The following is a 16,436-nucleotide window of genomic DNA, read 5'->3' as shown; positions in this document are numbered from 1 at the left end:
CGCAAGGAAAGTTAGGACCATGGAACAGCTCGACGAAGCCGTCAGCGGGGAGACCCCTGCCTATTGGGTCAAGTCGGCGGAGAAGACCCTCGCAGTCCTGCTGGCATTCAGCGCCGACGAACCGCGCCTCACCATCACCCGTGCCGCGGCGAAGGCGGACCTCAGCCGTGCCGCGGCCAGGCGCTTCCTGCTGACGCTGACCGACTTGGGCTACCTGCGCAATGATGGCAGTGTCTTCGAGCTGACCCCGCGCGCATTGGATATCGGCGCCACCTTCCTCTCCAGCCTGACCCTGCCGCAAATCGCCGAACCGCATTTGAAGCAACTGGCCGTGGACCTGGACGAGACGACATCGCTGTGCATTCTGGACGGCACCGACGTGGTCTACATTTCCCGCGTGCTTGCACCGCGGATGCTCAGGGTTTCGGTGAACGTTGGAACCCGGTTCCCGGCCTGGGCCACCTCGATGGGACGCGTGCTCGTCGCCGGGCTGCCGCCGGCCAGCCGCGAAGCGTTCTTCAACGGCATCGAGATCACCAAGTACACCCAGCACACCGTCAGCAGCATCGCCGAGCTGCGGGCAGAGGTCGAGCGCACGGCCGAGCGCGGCTGGTCCCTGGTCTCCCGGGAGCTCGACGACGGCCTGCGCGGGCTGGCGGTTCCGGTGCGCCGCGGCGGCGACCTGATCGCCGCTCTCAATGTCTCGCTGCAGACCCACCGCGGCCCGGAGGAGACCATCGCCGAAACAATCCTCCCCCGTCTGCAGGCGGCGGCCGGGCGTATCGCCGATGACTTCGGCGGACGCCAGCGCAGCGCGTAAGCCTGAGCCAGGGCGGCCCGTTCAGGCGGGGCTTTGGCTCGGCAGCCCCATCAGCTCCGCTAGTCTGGCGTCCGAGTCGGCGAGCGCGGCCGGATCGAAGGTGTTCCCGGTGACCATGAACTCGTTGGCTCCGGTGGCGTCGAGCAAGCGGGCGAGCTGGTCCGCGGCTTCCTCCTGAGTGCCGTAGATGGACGAGGCAAGGCTTTCGTCGATCAGCTTCTGCTGCCGCCCGGTCAGCTGGCGCTGGAGGACACTTTCCACCGGTTCCAGCGGCGGAAACTCGCCGCGGGTGCGGGACTGGGCCAGCGCCCAGGCCTCGGGCAGGAGGAGTTCGCGCGCCCGGGCAGCAGTCCCCGCCACGGCGACATTGGCCGAAACAATGACATAAGGTTCCGGATACCACCGCGAGGGGCGGAAGTTCCGACGGTACCGGGCCAGCGCCGCCGGCATGCCCGTCCGCCCGGTGTAGGCAGGACCACCAACAACGACGGCGAGCCCCGCCTTGGCTGCGATGTCGGCACCTTTGCCCGTGGCCAGTACGAAAGGCGGCCTAGCACCGCCGTCGTACGGCCGGGAGGTAATTGCGGCCTCGCCGGTCAGGAACTTCAGCAACTCGGCCAGATCCGTCTCGAAGCGGTCCGCGCCGTCCTTGTCCTGCCGTAGCGCCTGCCGGACAGCGGGCGTGAACCCTACCGAGCGCCCCACGCCAAGATCAATCCGGCCGGGAAAGAGCGCCTGCAGCGTCGCGACCTGTTCGGCGACCACCAGCGGCTGGTGGTTGGGCAGCATCACGCCGCCGGAGCCGACGCGGATCCGTCCCGTTTGAGCGGCAATGACCCCCATCAGGACGGTAGGTGCCGAACCGGCGATCCCCGGGACGCCATGGTGTTCGGCCACCCAGAACCGGTGGTAGCCCAGCTCCTCTGCCCGGCGCGCGCGGTTCGCCGTCGTCCTCAAGGCCTCTGCCTCGGTTCCTCCGGAGCGGGAGTTGGCACGGTCGAGAATGGAGACGGGGATCTTGGTTAGGGGCACACCAGTCATAACGGCCGGCAGCCTGTTCTATTCCGGCTGCTCTGCGTTGCCGTATTCTGCTGCTGCATTGCCCTCATTCAGCCTGCCGTGACTCTGCCTCATTCGGCGGAGGGACGGTCCGCGAGCGTGACGGTGAGCTGGCTGGCTTCACTGCCCCGGCTGATCTCCACTTCCACCTTGTCCCCCGGTGCGTGGGCGCGCAATGCCGCAAGCAGGTCCTCGGGCGTCTGGATCTCTTCGCCGCCCAGCCCCACAATCACGTCGCCAGGCTCCAGCCCGGCTTCCGCGGCCGGACCACCGTCCACGACGGACAGCACCAGGGCGCCCTGCGTATCCGGCAGGCCAAGCTGCTCCGCGATCTGGGGCGTGATGGCCGCCGGCCCCAGCCCCATGAAGGCATGTTCGGCGCTGCCGTCTTCGCGCAATTGTTCGGCAACCTCCATGGCAATTGCCGCCGGAATGGCGAAGCCCAGCGCTACGGCCCCCGCCTGCGGCGGGATGTAGGCCTCGCTGATGCCGATGACTTTGCCCTCGCTGTTGACCACGGCCCCGCCCGAGTTGCCCGGGCTGATCGGGGCATCGGTCTGGATCAGGTCCACCAGCGACTGGCTGTTGGAAGCCGAACCGGGAATTTCCCGGTGCAGCCCTGAAATGATTCCCGCCGTCGCCGTGTTGGCGAAGCCGAGCGGACTCCCGATCACCACTGCCAACTCCCCGACCCGGGGCAGTGACGGCTCGAATTCCGCAGCGGGCAGCCCGGTCCGCTCCACCTGGACCAGGGCCAGATCCGTCACGGGGTCCTCCGCCACCACGGTGCCGGCCTCGCGCTTGCCATCTGCAAAACCAACCTCAACTTCATCCACCCCGCGGACCACGTGCTCGTTCGTCAGAATCAGCCCGTCCGCACTGTAAATGACGCCGCTGCCCAGACCACCCCTCCCGGTGAAAATAGTGACCACGGAAGGCTCCACACCGGCAACGATGTCCGGTATGGAAACGCCTTCGTTGCTACCCTGTTCGAGCGCCTGCTCTGCTGCCGGGGATGAGGCTGCGCCCTCCGTCTGCGTGCCCGGCTCCTGGTCCGTTGCCGTACAACCGGCCAGAAGCACGACGGCGGCAACCGCGGCCGCTGCGCCGGTCCGCCTTCGCTTGCGGCCGCGGCTGCGTTGCGTAGCGCTGCCGGGCCCGCTGCCGCCGCTGGATGCAGGCACGACGGCGCGTTGTGGCTTTGTCTGGAAATGAAGCCGCATCAATGTCTCCTTCGCACTGTCACCAGCCAACGCCGTCGTCGTGATGGCGTCAAGGCCCAGGCGGAGAATGGGCAAAACCTGCCCGCACCTTGGCACGACCACGATTCAGCGGCTGGCCGAGGCCCTGTCCAGTCGCTAGCGTTGGCAGGGAATGACTCGGTAGATGACCTGTCGTTCACAGCACGGACGAGCTGGAGGGTACATGGCGCAGCCACGCGACGATCTGGAAACAGCGGCACGTCTGGACCGCGCCCAGGCGTTGGCTGCCCGGCTCGACCGGCCGATGGGCGTCCTGGGTCTGCTGTTTGTGTTCGTCGTCCTCGGCCAGATGCTGGCCACCCGGCCCGGGCTGCTGACGTTCCTGTCGGTTCTTGGCTGGCTGTTCTGGAGCATCTTCGTCGCGGAATTCCTGCTGCGCGCCTACATAGCCAGGTTCCAGCGCCGGTTCTGGAAGCGCAACTGGTGGCAGATCATCTTCCTGTTGGTGCCCTTCCTGCGCTTTTTCCGTGCGTTGCAGGCGCTCCGGGTGTTCCGGGCGGCACGTCTGGCCAGATTCGGCAGTGTCCTCTCCGCCGGTATCCGCGGCGGACGTTCAGCCGGCAGGCTGCTTTCGGGCCGGATCGGTTGGCTCGCAGCAGTCACGGCCATGGTCATTATGGTCGCCAGCCAGCTGCTCTATGTATCCGGCTCGTATCAGCGGTACGGCGATGCCTTGCATGAAGCCGCCATGTCGACCATTACCGGCAGTGAACTGACTGCTGCGGGCGGCTTCGCGCGGCTGCTGGAAGTGCTGCTGGCGGTCTATTCCGTCGCAGTTTTCGCCACCTTGGCAGGCGCCGTCGGCGCGTTCTTCCTCCGTGGCAGCGGTCCTGAAGAACCCGTGCTGCCTCGCGGCGCGGACGGCTCCTAGACCGGAACGCCCGCCCGTAGGATGGAAATTAAACGGCCGGACACCGGTATTTGGCATGACGCGCGGCGGGAGAAAGTATGAGCACTGATGTGGACACGGATGCCTTTGTCTCCGGGCTCGATTATCCGATGTACATCGTCACGGCAGCTTCGACCGAAGGCTTCGATACGTCATTGTCCGGCTGCCTGGTCGGATTTGCCACCCAGTGCAGCATCAGCCCCGTCAGGTTCATGGTGTGCATTTCAAAGCAAAACCGCACCTACCGTGTGGCCCGGAACGCCAAGGTGCTCGGCGTTCATGTTCCAGGTTCCGGCCAACGGGAGCTCGCTGCCCTGTTCGGGGAGAATACCGGCGACGAGGTGGACAAGTTCGGCTCCTGCAATTGGCGGGAGGGACCAGGCGGTGTTCCCGTCCTGACCGACTGTCCCCGCCGAATGATCGCGGACGTCCTGGACCGGTTTGATCTGGGCGACCATGTGGGCTTCCTGCTGGCCCCTTCCCAGATAGAGGCTGATCCGGGAACAGAGCCCTTGCAGTTCTCCCAGGTGCTGGATCTGGACGCCGGGCATTCGGCCTGAGCTTCCCTGATACCGGACGCGCCGACGCAGAGACCAAATACTGTCAGTAGCGGGACGTAAATTGGGAGCATGAGCACGAAGAACACACCCAGCACCGGATCACTGCAACGCGGCAGCGCAACCACTGCCGCCCGGCATCCTCAGCGGGGCCGGCGTTACAGCATCGAAGTGCTTAAAGCCCTGGCGGATGACGGGAACGCCTGGGCCATGGGCAAAGTAGACGAATGGGAACAGCGGTTCGCCAACGACTATGCCGGAGACCTCTCGGACACGTGCCCGGATGAAGATTGCGAGCACTTCGGAGAATCGGTCAACGTCCTCTACGGCGAGCGCGGCACGGTCCTCGAGGTAGACCACGGCACCTGGGGCCATTACCCAGCGATAGCCAAGGCTTCCTGACCGGACGGACACAGGGTCCCGCGGGAGCGGGGCCTTCGGCCGGCACGCCCAGTGCCCCGGGCACTGCAGTCAGGGCGTTGCGTCGCCCGTTCCCTCCGAAGCTGGGGGTAACGTGTCCTCCAGGTCCTCGTCGATCTCGGACCCGGGTTCAATGACCACTCCGTCTTCGCGCTGGTCAATCTCCGGATCCAGTTCCGGTTTATCTTCGCTCACCATCCGCCTCCTTGACTCACTCCGCCCACTATAAGCGGGACCTGCTGATCTTCAGGGCGAAACCGTGAAACCTGAACGGATCAAACCCGCTGCTAGCTCCCCAGCATGAGTGTGTCCCAGCCGCCTTGGCCGATGGTGCTGCGCCGGTTGACCTGGTTCGGCGAGACCGGGTAATGATGCAGGTTCCCGTACCTATCCCGTGCCAGAATGCCGGGCCTGCTATTCCCCAGATGATTGTTAATGGAAGACAGATGGTGCATGGTGTTCCAGCCGGACGCACCGATGATCCTGCGGTATTCGGAAACGAACCGTGCGTTGCCGTGGGTGCGGTACAGCTTCAGCTGGCCTTGCGGGGTCTTGGCGACCAGGTCCATCCTGCCGTCGTAATCGAAGTCCAGCGCGAATATTTCCAGGTTCGCCCAGCCCGAGGCGCCGATCTGCAAGCGGGAGCCGTGCCGTTCACCGTAAGGATTGTTGTAGTAATAGAGCCTGCCGTTCGACTCGTTCTTGGCAACCATTCCCGGGTACAGGTCCCCCTGTTGCCAATCGGTCACCGTAATGTCGTAGTTGGCCCAGCCGGAGCTGCCCACGGTACGGGCCGCTGCCAGACCTCCTCGCGCCAGCCCGTAATGCACGGTCAGCTTCCCTGAGCTCCACCTGGCTACAACGTCCTGAATACCGTCAGCGTTCCAGTCGGCAACTTCAACTTCAAGCACGCCCTTGAACCCGGAGGCGATGTAGCTGCGCTTCCACAGGTCGCCGCCGAAGGCGGTGGGATAGTTGTACAGGTTTCCGGCGGAATCGACGGCGGCGACGTCGCCGTCTTTGAAGGACGCCATGTCAATGCCCGGATGCGGCGGCAGTTCCGCACGTGTGCCGGGATAGCCGGCGATATTGGCAACAACGACGTACATGCCGTACCAGCCGGACTTGGTCGTCTTCATGTAGCCGATGCCGATGTCCGTGGCGCTTGGGCTCAACATGCCTGCCTTGTGCGCGGGAGAGTTCATCCACCAGTCCACGATCTGCTGGGCGTTGTTGTTGATGCCGATGATTTCCGTGTACCAGTCGTAACCGTCGGGGATTTGCTGGCTTCCGTAGCCGGGACGGTGGATCGTCGAGAGGCTGTACTTGTCCCTGTTGATGCGATTGTTCTGCTCTTCCGCCCATTGCTGGGAGACGTTGCCGACGCTCTGGTTCCAGACCACCGGCGACAGTCCATGGCCGGCCCGCTCCTCGTTGATCAGGCGCAACACCTCTTTGACGAAGGGGTCGCTGGCCGTCCGGGTGACCGCGGACGCAGGCCCCATCCCGGACAGGAGCATCATCAGCAGCACAGCCAAGGCAATGAATGGTTTAACAGTTTTTTGCACAAGTAGAAGCTTAGATGCTTACTTCCTTTGATGGAACGTTTTTTAGAAATCCTTTAACCACATCTCCTCATCGGGTCAAGGATGACGCTCCGGCGTGTCCGCTTTTAGTCCCGAAATTCGGTCCAGAAGCAAGACGGCCACGGCCGCCAACATTGCCGCGGCGAGGAAGACAGGTGCGGCCGAGGGCAGTTCCGACCAGGACGGACCCCCGCCGCCCAGTACTGTCATCATCAGGATGAATGCGAAAGCAGCACCCAGCAGTGCTCCGGCTCCGGCAACCGCCGCCCTGAGCCACAGCCTGCCCTGCAACCGGCGCCCGCTGATGAGAAGAGCCGTGATTGATACGATGCTGGCCGTGATCCCGATGAAAGCCCCGGCAATGGCGCCGAGCATCAGGGCAAACTGCCCCATGTCCACGCCACCGGCGCGACCCGTTGCCGGTGCATTGGCGAACGCAAACAATGCTGTGGGCACGAACCCGTAGAACGCACCGACGATGGCGCCGACGACTGTCCCGCCGATGACCAGAATGACGCCGATCGGCACGGATTTCATGGACCTGCTCCTGCTCCCCCACTTGCCCCGGCGCCGCTCTCCCGGGGCACGGCAGGACCGCGCGCATCCGTCATCGTTTCATTCTTCCCCTCGTTGGGCTTCCGGGGAAGCCGCATCGGCCGCATCGCATGGAGACCATCAGGACGTCCGCACAGCCGGGACTGCCAAAAACGAAAAGAGGCTTCGGTTCCTAACCTTCAGGAACCGAAGCCTTCCGCGCTGGAGCCCCCTGCCGGATTCGAACCGGCGACCCCCTGTTTACAAGACAGGTGCTCTGGCCAACTGAGCTAAGGAGGCGCACTGGCTTCGCAGCCAGCTCTGCTGGAAATTCCAGCTAGATAAGGTTAGCCCAGTTGGGCGCTTCGCGCGAAACGCAAAGCATCCAACCGGGCATCCCCTTCGGAATGTGGATTAGGAGCGGGCGTCGATGATCGGCTGGGCAAACTCAACGAAGTCGCCGGTGTTATCCCAGACCTGGCCGTCGACGTAGACAGCAGGGGTTCCCCCGACGCCGTCGGCGCGGGCCAGAGCATCGGCGTACGCGGCGTAGGGACGGTAGGTCCCGTCTTGGATGCAGCTTTCTGCACCTTCGGCACCAGCCTCGGCAGCAGTGGCGGCCAGCTCATCGCTTGAGAGACCGGTGGGTACCTGCTTTTCGAAGAGCAACTCCATGAACGAGAGGTAGTTCTCCGGCGAAGATTCGGCCACGCAAGCCAGGGCGTTGGCGCCGCGGGAAGAGTAGTTGCCGGTAGCCGGCTGGTCGAGGAACGCCACAGCGCGGTATTCAACCGTGGCATCGCCGTTGTCCAGCCACTCCTTCAGCTGATCGCCGTTGGTCTCTTCGAACGTGGCGCAATGGCTGCAGGCTGCATCCACGTAAATCACGATCTGGGCCGGCTCGCCCTCGGGGGCCTCGGCGATGCCGCTGGGCACTGCCGGCGACTCCGCCTCGGCGTCGATGCTGTTCACATCCACCGTGGTCTGCGTGGTCGGTTCCAGCTCGGTGCTGGACGTCAGCGTGATGCCGCCGTATTCGTTGCCGTTGGCCGGCGTGGGACCGGCATCGGGGAAGTCCCCGCGCTGGTTGGTTGCCACGATGATGGCGACAATGGCGACGATCGCGACAACAGCACCAATAACACCCCAGCGGACCAGCAGCGAATTGCGCTTTTCCTTGCGTTGCTGCGTTTCACGCATTTGACGGGCCTTTTCACGCGCCTCGGCGGTACGCTCGGCCTTCGTGGGCCTGGGGGTGTTCTGGGATGCCATATGTCCTCAAGTCTTTCGGCTCTGCTGGCGGCCACGTCCTGCCGTCCGAACAAAAGCTTAGTTGAAACTACAATATTCGCGGTGTTCTCGTGGTGCAGCTCACCGCACTTACATTCATTATTAACGCACCGGGACTGCCGGATGGTTCCTGTCTTATAGAGTCAATATCAGGATTCACTACGGTCAGGAGAGTCACATGGCGGAAACCAAGGCGAACAATTCTGGCGCGACAGACGGATCCGGCTTTGGAGACTATGACTTCATCGTAGTCTCCAACCGGTTACCGGTAGACCGCGTTACAGGCGAGGACGGCGACAATAGCTGGCGCCGATCGCCGGGAGGCCTGGTCACCGCCCTGGCACCGGTGATGGCAAAAACGGAAGGGGCCTGGATCGGCTGGCACGGTGCCGCGGATGAAGTCTTGAAGCCCTTCGACCACGACGATATGCGTCTGGTGCCGGTTGAGCTCAGTGCCGATGATGTGGAGCTGTACTACGAGGGATTCTCCAACGCGACGCTGTGGCCGCTCTACCACGACGTCATCGCCCCGCCGGAGTTCCACCGCACCTGGTGGGAAGTTTACAAGGCGGTCAACCGGCGCTTCGCCGAGGCCACTGCCGACTCCGCGGCGGAAGGAGCCACCGTCTGGGTCCAGGATTACCAGCTGCAACTGGTCCCCAAACTGCTGCGCGAACTGCGGCCAGACCTGAAAATCGGATTCTTCAACCACATCCCCTTCCCGCCGCTGGAGATATTTGCCCAGCTGCCCTGGCGCCGCCAAGTGATCGAGGGGCTGCTGGGGGCGGATCTGGTGGGCTTCCAGCGTCCCAGCGACTCAAGCAACTTCCTGCGCTGCGTCCGGCGTTTCAGCGGACACACGATCAAGTCCCAGCATGTGAACATCAGGACCGACGACGGCGACAGGATCTGCCGGGCCGGTGCCTTCCCGATCTCGATCGACGTGGACCAGATCAACCAGCTGGCCCAGAGCCCCGAAGTCATCGAACGGGCCAGGCAGATCCGCGAGGAGCTGGGCAACCCCAAGACGGTACTGCTGGGCGTGGACCGGCTGGACTACACCAAGGGCATCCAGCACCGGATCAAGGCGTATGGCGAACTGCTCGAGGACGGCAGGGTGACGGTGGAAGATGCGGCCCTGATCCAGGTGGCCAGCCCGAGCCGGGAGCGCGTCGAGTCCTACCGGCTGCTGCGCGAGGAGATCGAGGGCGCGGTGGGCCGGATCAACGGCACCTACGACACCCTGAGCAACACCGCGATCCGCTACCTCCACCACAGCTACCCCAAGGAAGAGATGGTGGCCCTCTACCTTGCCGCGGACGTCATGCTGGTTACCGCCCTGCGGGACGGGATGAACCTGGTCGCCAAGGAATACGTCGCCTCCCGGACCGGCGTCAACGGTGCACTGGTGCTCAGCGAGTTCGCCGGCGCCGCCGACCACCTGAAACAGGCCATCCTGGTGAACCCGCACGATATCGACGGGCTCAAGGACGCCATCATGCGCGCCGTCGAAATCGCCCCCGGCGAATCGACCCGCCGGATGCGCGTCATGCGCCGCCAGATCCTGCAGAACGACGTCGAGCAATGGTCCCAGAGCTTCCTCCGCGCCCTCGATGGCGAAACCCTGGGCAAGACACCGGGGAGCAGCAATGAATGACAACCAGTCCGCAATGAACGAGAACAGCGTGGAGCTGGATCCGGCTTTGCTCCGCGCGCTGGAGAAAATCAGCAGCACGCCGCGGCTGCTCGTGGCGCTGGACTTCGACGGCACGTTGGCGCCAATTGTCGCCCGCGCCGAAGACGCCCGGGCGCTTCCGGCCGCCGCTGCCGCCGTCAAGGAACTGCTCGAACTACCAGAAACAACAACGGCGTTCATTTCCGGCCGTGCTCTCGAGAGTCTGCGGCTGGTCGCCTCGCCGGACGATAGAACCCTGCTCATCGGTTCGCACGGCGCCGAAGTTTTCACCGGACCCGGCAGCCCCGCCCTGACCTTGGATCAGGCGCAGGCGTTGGCGCTGCGCCAGGCCACCGCGGTGATCGAAACGGTGGTTGCTGCCCACCCGGGAACGAGGCTGGAAGCCAAGCCGGCCGGCGTCGTGCTCCATACCCGCACCGCGGAAGATTCGGTGGCCGAAGCGGCCACCGAGGAAGCACGCCGCCAGCTGTCGGCCATCGAGGGACTGCACCTGACGGACGGCAAGCGGGTACTCGAGACCTCGGTCCTGAGCTCCGACAAAGGGCAGGGCCTGGAACTCCTGCGCGCGTTTACGGAGGCTACCGCGGTGTTCTTCGCGGGCGACGACGTCACGGATGAGGACGCCATCAAGGCCCTGCAGCCCCAGGATCTTGGCGTCAAGATCGGCCCCGGGGACTCCGGGGCGGCCTTCCGGGTCGACTCCCCGGTCGCTTTTGCCCGGGTGCTCGAAACCTTGGCGGAACTGCGCCGGGCCGCACCGCAGGGCTGAACCGGCTTCCCCACTGAACTTACCGGATGCCCAGTGCTAAGCCGCAAACAAGGAATTTGCCTCCGCATGCAATACTTGGTTCCGTGAGCCAGCTCACCTAACTGAATATCAACCCATCACAACGGATCGTCGGGCACGTACCTGCCCGTGAAGGGAAACACCATGGCAACGGTAACGTTCGATAATGCTACGCGCTTGTACCCGGGCACAGAGAAGCCCGCCGTAGACAAGCTTGACCTGGAGATCGCGGACGGCGAATTCCTCGTCCTTGTCGGCCCCTCCGGCTGCGGCAAGTCCACCTCCCTGCGGATGCTGGCAGGCCTGGAAGATGTGAACTCCGGACGGATCCTGATTGGCGACCGCGATGTCACCGACGTTCCGCCGAAGGACCGGGACATTGCAATGGTGTTCCAGAACTACGCGCTCTACCCGCACATGTCGGTGGCCGAGAACATGGGCTTCGCGCTCAAGATCGCCGGCATCGCCAAGGAGGAGCGCGCCCAGCGCGTCCGCGAGGCGGCCAAGTTGTTGGACCTCGAGGATTACCTGGACCGCAAGCCGAAGGCGCTCTCCGGCGGCCAGCGCCAGCGTGTTGCCATGGGCCGTGCGATTGTCCGTAATCCGCAGGTCTTCCTGATGGATGAGCCGCTCTCCAACCTGGATGCCAAGCTGCGCGTCCAGACCCGGACGCAGATCGCCTCGCTGACCCGGCGCCTCGGCGTCACCACCGTCTACGTCACTCACGACCAGGTCGAAGCGATGACCATGGGCGACCGCGTCGCCGTGCTCAAGGACGGCATCCTGCAGCAGGTGGACTCCCCTCGCAACCTCTACGACACCCCGGCCAACATCTTCGTGGCCGGGTTCATCGGCTCGCCGGCCATGAATCTGCTGGAACTGCCGGTGGCCGACGGCGGCGTCCAGTTCGGCGGTTCGGTCTATCCGGTGCCGCGCGACGTGCTCGGTTCGGCGCACGGCAGCACCGTCATGCTCGGCGTGCGTCCGGAGGACCTGGAGCAGGCCCCGGACGGCCAGGGTCTGGCCGTTGAGATCGATGTGGTCGAGGAACTTGGCGCCGACGCCTATGTGTATGGCCATACCGAAGTCAACGGCAGCCGCCATGACATCACGGGCCGCGTGGACGGCCGCACGCCGCCGAAGGCCGGCACCACCGTGTATGTGCGCCCGAAGCAGGGCCATGTGCACCTGTTCGACACTCAGACCGGCCTGCGCCTGGGCGGTAATGCGCCGGCGGCGCCTCATGCATCGCTGGCTGATCTGGAGCGGCCGTTGGAGGCGGACAAGGCCTGAATTCCGACAGCTCTTTCAACGGACCGGTGCAGATGGACGCCAACTGGCACAACGAACCCACCGACTTCGGGCAGGTGGGAAAACTGCCCCGCTCGCACAATGGCGGAGCGGCCGCGGCACTGGGTTCGCTGAACATCACCTCGGCCACCACGGACGAGAGCCTGCTTGACCTGCCTTGGCATATTGCGTTGGAAGAGTGGCCGGCGAAAAACCTGGCCGCTCTTCCACGCGGTATTTCCCGGCATATTGTCCGGTTTGCGCATCTGAGCGGTTCCGTGATTGCCATCAAGGAAACCAGCGAGCATATCGCCCGGCACGAATACCATATGCTCCGCAAGCTCCAGCGGTTGGATGTGCCCTGCGTGGAACCGGTCGCCGTCATCAGCGGCCGGCACACCACGGACGGTGCGGAGCTGGATCCGGTGCTGGTCACCCGGCACCTGAAGTTCTCGCTCCCCTACCGGGCGCTGTTTTCCCAGACCCTGCGCAGGGACACGCTGACCCGGCTGATCGATGCCCAGGCCCTGCTGCTGGTCCGGCTGCATCTGGTCGGCTTCTACTGGGGCGACGTCTCCCTGTCCAACACCTTGTTCCGCCGGGATGCCGGCGCGTTCGCCGCCTATCTGGTGGATGCCGAGACGGGTGAGCTTTACCCGAAGCTGTCCAACGGCCAGCGCGAGTACGATCTGGAGATAGCCCGGGTCAACATCGCCGGCGAGCTGATGGATCTGCTTGAAGGCGGCTTGATTGAGGACAAGGTCGACCCGTTGGCCACCAGCGAGCGGATCATGGATAGCTACCGCAAGCTGTGGGCGGAACTGACCGAGAAGGAGTCCTTCGAGCTGGGCGACCGCTGGCGGGTCAATGCCCGTATCCGCCGGCTGAATGATCTCGGTTTCGATGTCGAAGAGTTTTCCATCAAAACAACGCCGGACGGGTCCCAGATCCAGCTCCAGCCCAAAGTCGTGGATGCCGGGCACCACCAGCGCCGGCTGATCCGCCTGACCGGACTGGACGTGCAGGAAAATCAGGCGCGGCGGCTGCTCAATGACCTGGACGGCTACCGCGCGGACAACAATCCGGATCTGGACGAGGAAATCAGCGCCCACGCGTGGGTCCGCCACGTCTTCGAGCCGGTGGTGCGAGCCATTCCGCGCGAGCTGGCGGGCAAGCTGGAACCGGCTGAGGTGGTCCACCAGGTGCTCGAGCACCGCTGGTACATCTCCGAGAGCCAGCGCCGCAATGTGCCGCTGGCGGAAGCGGTCCAGGCTTATATCGACGATGTGTTGCGCCACCGCCGGGACGAAGCGGCGATTTTGCTCAACCCCGATGACAAGACCGCCAGGCTGCTCGCCGCGAACTCACTCGACAACGAGAACAACAACGACGACGAATAGGCCCCGCGAGGGAACCCCCGGAGTTGTGTAAGGCCCCTGGACCACGCACTGATCAGTGCAGGGCCGGCGACAGGCTTTACCTGGCCAGGCTGAAGACGGCCACCAGGAAGTCCGAGGACGGTGTGAAGGGACGCAGGTCCCAGGTCCCGAACTTGTGGTCGGCGGCCAGGCCGGCACCGGATGCGTCTGCCATGAACTGGTCGAAGTCGTATCCCCTGCCGGCGCCGAACCCAGTCACCAGCCGGCCTTCCGGTGCCAGGTGCCGCGCCATTCCCGCCAGGACTTCCGGAGCCGTACCGGGAGCCAGGAATGTGAGCACGTTGCCCGCACAAACGATCAGGTCGAAGGCCTCGGCAACCCCCTGTGAAGGCAGGTCCAGTTCGGTCAGGTCTCCGACGAACCAGTTGACGTCCGGGTGGTCGCGCCGCGCGGCTTCGATCAGCTCCGGATCGACGTCGACACCCACCACTTGGTGGCCGCGGACCGCCAGCTCACCGCCCAGCCGGCCCGGGCCGCAGCCGGCGTCCAGGATCCGGCTGCCCCGCTCTGCCATGGCATCGATCAGCCGGGCCTCGCCGTGAAGGTCGTTTCCTTGGGCTCGCATATTCTCGAAACGCTGGATGTACCAGGCCGAATGGCCCGGGTTCTCACGCTTCTGGGCTTCCCATAATGTCTCTTTACGCACAACCACAGCCTACGCCTCGATCCGTTCCGGCAATGCCTTGCCCGGGTTCAGCAGCCCCTTCGGGTCGAACAGCGCCTTGATCCCGCGCTGCAGCTCCAGCACTTCTTCCCGCTGTTCAAGCGGGAGCCAACGCACTTTGTACTGACCGACACCGTGTTCGCCGGTAATGGTGCCGCCCAGCGCAAGGCCCACCTCAATGGACTCATCCAGCGCGGCGTTAAGTACCGGAACCTTCTCCGCCTCTCCGGCCGACACCCAAAAGGTTGGATGGAGGTTCCCGTCGCCGGCATGCGCCACAACTTTGAGCCCGACTTCATGGTCAGCGGCTATCCGCTCGAGTTCGGCGATGTAGTGGACCAGCTGGGACCGAGGCACAGCAACGTCCTCGCCCACGCGGTAGACATCGTCGACTTCCGCACCGCGGCTGTGCCGGCGCAGCTCCACCAAACGGACGGCTTCCTCACTGACTTCAGCGGTAACAGTGGCACCGAGACCCTGCAGCACCTGCCGGACGATCTTCGCTTCGGTCTCGGCCGCAAAGCCATCGGTCTGGATCAACAGCAGCGCACCGCCGCGCTGGCGCAGGTCGGAGCCCTGTTCTGCGTCCAGCTGGAGCAGCGTGTTGCCGTCGAGCAACTCCATGATGGCCGGCTGCACACGCGCCTTGCCGACGGCCAGCACACCGGCGGCCGCCGTCGTCACTTCCGGAAAGAATGCGGCAATCGTCTGTACATCGGCAGGCAGGTAGCGCAGCCGCACCGTGGCCCCTACAACGACGCCGAGGGTGCCCTCGGAGCCCACGAAAAGACCCGTCAGGTCATAGCCCGCCACGCCCTTGAAGGACCGGCGCCCGGTCCGGATAAGTGTGCCGTCAGCAAGCACGACGTCGAGAGCCAGGACTGATTCACGGGTCACGCCGTACTTGGCGCAGCGCAGTCCTCCCGCGTTCGTCGCGACGTTGCCGCCGATCGTGGATGTCTTGTAGCTGGCTGGATCGGGAGCGTACATCAACCCGTATTGGGCCACTGCAGTATTCAGATCGGCGTTGACGACGCCAGGCTCCACACGGGCGATTTCGTCCTCGGGGTGGATCTCGAGGATGCGGTCCATTCGTTCCAGGCTCAGCACGAGGCAGCCGGTCGTGGCATGGGCGCCGCCGGACACACCTGTACCAGCGCCGCGGCAAACTACCGGCACGCTGTGCGTATGCGCCAGCCTCATGACGACTTGCACGTCTTCAACGCTTTTCGCCCACACAACGGCGATGGGCAGTTTGTGGTCTATGACCGGCCCCTGGTCCAGGGCATGTGCGGCCAGTACATCCTCACGGACGCTAACCTGTTCCGCCGGCAGCGCTGCTTGCAGTGCGCTAATGATGGAGTCAGTCATTAGGTAGGGCCTTCCGAATCTTGTCGTTCGATATTTCCGGTCCAAAGACGCGGGCTGTGCACGGCTGGGGAAGCTGGCCAGAGCCAGGAGTCCTTGCCGTGTCGATTTCAGGGGAGCGCTACTTCAGCGAATGGCCCCCATGAACCTCGCATATTTGCTCAGCACGGACGGCCAGTCCTGCTGGTACTTTAGTCGCCGTTCTGCACCATCGGCCGCTTGGCCCCAGTCTGAGTGTCTCAGCCGTACGACGGTACTCTGGCCCTCAGCCGTGAACCGGACTTCGAGTCTGGTGGCCGTTAAAGGCCCTGCTCCGGGGTGCCAGGTCAGGGATAGCAGCCGGCCCGGCTCCCATTCAAGAATGTCGCCCCAGTTGCGGACCTCGTCCCTGTCCGATGTCTCTGTCAAGACTGTCTCTTCGAACTCAACGTGGGACCCGTCGCCGAAGATGCTGTGGGTATCCACCGGCCACCAGAGGTGGATCAGGTCGGTGAAACCCTCAAAGGCCTGTTCCGGCGCGTGCGGGACCGTGACCTCAAAGGTAATCGGTTCCAAGACTTTGGAAGGCTGAGGTTCTTCAGCAGCGTGCGAGAACAGCGATGGGCTCATACCCCAAGCCTAACGGGGTCGACCTACCTCGTTCGCCGTTTTAAATGGGTGAAGGGCTCCACCGTCATGGTGGAGCCCTTCACTTTCAAAAGATGTCCGGCGGTGACCTACTCTCCCACACCCTCCCGGGTGCAGTACCATCGGCGCTGTGGGTCTTAGCTTCCGG

Annotated in this window: 17 protein-coding genes, 1 tRNA gene and 1 rRNA gene; 8 read left to right on the top strand and 11 right to left on the bottom strand. The window is 64.3% G+C overall.

Annotated elements, in window-relative coordinates; genetic code table 11:
• The first annotated feature begins 19 nt into the window (after positions 1 to 19).
• Positions 20 to 820 (top strand): IclR family transcriptional regulator domain-containing protein, encoded by an 801-nt coding sequence (locus tag HGO92_RS17415; RefSeq protein ID WP_169997082.1) that lies wholly within the window; start codon positions 20 to 22, stop codon positions 818 to 820.
• A gap of 21 nt (positions 821 to 841) precedes the next feature.
• Here the strand turns inward: HGO92_RS17415 and HGO92_RS17410 are convergent, their stop codons facing one another.
• Both HGO92_RS17410 and HGO92_RS17405 read right to left on the bottom strand, forming a co-directional pair.
• Positions 842 to 1,861, bottom strand: a complete 1,020-nt coding sequence (locus HGO92_RS17410) for an LLM class flavin-dependent oxidoreductase (protein WP_169997080.1) — start codon at positions 1,859 to 1,861, stop codon at positions 842 to 844.
• Between the two features lie 89 nt (positions 1,862 to 1,950).
• A complete protein-coding gene (locus tag HGO92_RS17405) occupies positions 1,951 to 3,177 on the bottom strand; it encodes a S1C family serine protease (RefSeq protein WP_240974723.1) in 1,227 nt (408 codons plus the stop codon).
• Positions 3,178 to 3,304: 127 nt separating this feature from the next.
• On the opposite strand from HGO92_RS17405, the gene HGO92_RS17400 reads away from it, so the two are divergent.
• The 3 genes from HGO92_RS17400 (at position 3,305) to HGO92_RS17390 (ending at position 4,989) form a co-directional block, all read left to right on the top strand.
• On the top strand, positions 3,305 to 4,012 hold the full coding sequence (locus tag HGO92_RS17400) for an ion transporter (protein ID WP_169997078.1): 708 nt from the start codon (positions 3,305 to 3,307) through the stop codon (positions 4,010 to 4,012).
• Between the two features lie 77 nt (positions 4,013 to 4,089).
• Positions 4,090 to 4,590: a flavin reductase family protein gene (locus HGO92_RS17395; protein WP_169997076.1), complete on the top strand. Its 501-nt coding sequence runs from the start codon at positions 4,090 to 4,092 to the stop codon at positions 4,588 to 4,590.
• A gap of 69 nt (positions 4,591 to 4,659) precedes the next feature.
• Complete coding sequence (locus tag HGO92_RS17390) at positions 4,660 to 4,989, top strand: hypothetical protein (RefSeq protein WP_169997074.1); 330 nt, start codon at positions 4,660 to 4,662, stop codon at positions 4,987 to 4,989.
• Between the two features lie 69 nt (positions 4,990 to 5,058).
• On the opposite strand, the gene HGO92_RS17385 is transcribed toward HGO92_RS17390, so the two are convergent.
• The 5 genes from HGO92_RS17385 to HGO92_RS17365 form a co-directional block, all read right to left on the bottom strand.
• Positions 5,059 to 5,202: a hypothetical protein gene (locus HGO92_RS17385; protein WP_205834628.1), complete on the bottom strand. Its 144-nt coding sequence runs from the start codon at positions 5,200 to 5,202 to the stop codon at positions 5,059 to 5,061.
• A 92-nt stretch (positions 5,203 to 5,294) separates the two neighbouring features.
• Positions 5,295 to 6,575 carry a CAP domain-containing protein gene (locus tag HGO92_RS17380; protein WP_169997070.1) on the bottom strand — a complete coding sequence of 427 codons (1,281 nt, stop codon included), beginning with the start codon at positions 6,573 to 6,575 and terminating at the stop codon, positions 5,295 to 5,297.
• A gap of 75 nt (positions 6,576 to 6,650) precedes the next feature.
• On the bottom strand, positions 6,651 to 7,130 hold the full coding sequence (locus tag HGO92_RS17375; RefSeq protein ID WP_169997068.1) for a hypothetical protein: 480 nt from the start codon (positions 7,128 to 7,130) through the stop codon (positions 6,651 to 6,653).
• Between the two features lie 220 nt (positions 7,131 to 7,350).
• Positions 7,351 to 7,427 (bottom strand) — tRNA-Thr (locus tag HGO92_RS17370).
• A 114-nt stretch (positions 7,428 to 7,541) separates the two neighbouring features.
• The gene (locus tag HGO92_RS17365; protein WP_169997066.1) at positions 7,542 to 8,399 is read right to left on the bottom strand and encodes a DsbA family protein; all 858 of its coding nucleotides are present in this window, start codon (positions 8,397 to 8,399) and stop codon (positions 7,542 to 7,544) included.
• Positions 8,400 to 8,595: 196 nt separating this feature from the next.
• Between HGO92_RS17365 and HGO92_RS17360 the strand changes: the two genes are divergently transcribed.
• The 4 genes from HGO92_RS17360 to HGO92_RS17345 all read left to right on the top strand — a co-directional run bounded on the left by HGO92_RS17360 (position 8,596) and on the right by HGO92_RS17345 (position 13,590).
• Positions 8,596 to 10,074, top strand: coding sequence for an alpha,alpha-trehalose-phosphate synthase (UDP-forming) (locus HGO92_RS17360; protein ID WP_169997064.1), 1,479 nt, complete (start codon positions 8,596 to 8,598; stop codon positions 10,072 to 10,074).
• A complete protein-coding gene (gene otsB, locus HGO92_RS17355; protein WP_440915785.1) occupies positions 10,067 to 10,882 on the top strand; it encodes a trehalose-phosphatase in 816 nt (271 codons plus the stop codon). The genes HGO92_RS17360 and otsB overlap by 8 nt, the downstream gene beginning before the upstream one ends.
• A gap of 162 nt (positions 10,883 to 11,044) precedes the next feature.
• Positions 11,045 to 12,193: an ABC transporter ATP-binding protein gene (locus HGO92_RS17350; protein WP_169997062.1), complete on the top strand. Its 1,149-nt coding sequence runs from the start codon at positions 11,045 to 11,047 to the stop codon at positions 12,191 to 12,193.
• Positions 12,194 to 12,225: 32 nt separating this feature from the next.
• A complete protein-coding gene (locus tag HGO92_RS17345) occupies positions 12,226 to 13,590 on the top strand; it encodes a DUF4032 domain-containing protein (RefSeq protein WP_169997060.1) in 1,365 nt (454 codons plus the stop codon).
• A 76-nt stretch (positions 13,591 to 13,666) separates the two neighbouring features.
• Here HGO92_RS17345 and HGO92_RS17340 read toward each other — a convergent pair whose 3' ends face one another.
• The 4 genes from HGO92_RS17340 to rrf form a co-directional block, all read right to left on the bottom strand.
• Positions 13,667 to 14,275, bottom strand: coding sequence for a methyltransferase domain-containing protein (locus HGO92_RS17340; protein ID WP_169997058.1), 609 nt, complete (start codon positions 14,273 to 14,275; stop codon positions 13,667 to 13,669).
• A gap of 9 nt (positions 14,276 to 14,284) precedes the next feature.
• Positions 14,285 to 15,664 (bottom strand): FAD-binding oxidoreductase, encoded by a 1,380-nt coding sequence (locus HGO92_RS17335; RefSeq protein WP_169997056.1) that lies wholly within the window; start codon positions 15,662 to 15,664, stop codon positions 14,285 to 14,287.
• A gap of 123 nt (positions 15,665 to 15,787) precedes the next feature.
• On the bottom strand, positions 15,788 to 16,270 hold the full coding sequence (locus tag HGO92_RS17330) for an SRPBCC domain-containing protein (RefSeq protein ID WP_169997054.1): 483 nt from the start codon (positions 16,268 to 16,270) through the stop codon (positions 15,788 to 15,790).
• Between the two features lie 94 nt (positions 16,271 to 16,364).
• Positions 16,365 to 16,436: ribosomal RNA gene (gene rrf / locus HGO92_RS24755) — 5S ribosomal RNA — on the bottom strand; the annotation flags it as partial.

The sequence above is a fragment of the Crystallibacter degradans genome (assembly GCF_012952295.1).
Taxonomy (GTDB): Bacteria; Actinomycetota; Actinomycetes; order Actinomycetales; family Micrococcaceae; genus Crystallibacter; species Crystallibacter degradans.
Note: the sequence above shows the minus strand (reverse complement) of the source record. Positions and strands in the feature narration are given on the sequence as shown.

Coding starts and splice junctions, on each gene's coding strand:
- HGO92_RS17415 (WP_169997082.1), top strand. CDS start 20: ATGGAACAGCTCGACGAAGCCGTCAGCGGGGAGACCCCTGCCTATTGG.
- HGO92_RS17350 (WP_169997062.1), top strand. CDS start 11,045: ATGGCAACGGTAACGTTCGATAATGCTACGCGCTTGTACCCGGGCACA.
- HGO92_RS17410 (WP_169997080.1), bottom strand. CDS start 1,861: ATGACTGGTGTGCCCCTAACCAAGATCCCCGTCTCCATTCTCGACCGT.
- HGO92_RS17400 (WP_169997078.1), top strand. CDS start 3,305: ATGGCGCAGCCACGCGACGATCTGGAAACAGCGGCACGTCTGGACCGC.
- HGO92_RS17395 (WP_169997076.1), top strand. CDS start 4,090: ATGAGCACTGATGTGGACACGGATGCCTTTGTCTCCGGGCTCGATTAT.
- HGO92_RS17345 (WP_169997060.1), top strand. CDS start 12,226: ATGGACGCCAACTGGCACAACGAACCCACCGACTTCGGGCAGGTGGGA.
- HGO92_RS17360 (WP_169997064.1), top strand. CDS start 8,596: ATGGCGGAAACCAAGGCGAACAATTCTGGCGCGACAGACGGATCCGGC.
- HGO92_RS17365 (WP_169997066.1), bottom strand. CDS start 8,399: ATGGCATCCCAGAACACCCCCAGGCCCACGAAGGCCGAGCGTACCGCC.
- HGO92_RS17335 (WP_169997056.1), bottom strand. CDS start 15,664: ATGACTGACTCCATCATTAGCGCACTGCAAGCAGCGCTGCCGGCGGAA.
- otsB (WP_440915785.1), top strand. CDS start 10,067: ATGAATGACAACCAGTCCGCAATGAACGAGAACAGCGTGGAGCTGGAT.
- HGO92_RS17390 (WP_169997074.1), top strand. CDS start 4,660: ATGAGCACGAAGAACACACCCAGCACCGGATCACTGCAACGCGGCAGC.
- HGO92_RS17375 (WP_169997068.1), bottom strand. CDS start 7,130: ATGAAATCCGTGCCGATCGGCGTCATTCTGGTCATCGGCGGGACAGTC.
- HGO92_RS17330 (WP_169997054.1), bottom strand. CDS start 16,270: ATGAGCCCATCGCTGTTCTCGCACGCTGCTGAAGAACCTCAGCCTTCC.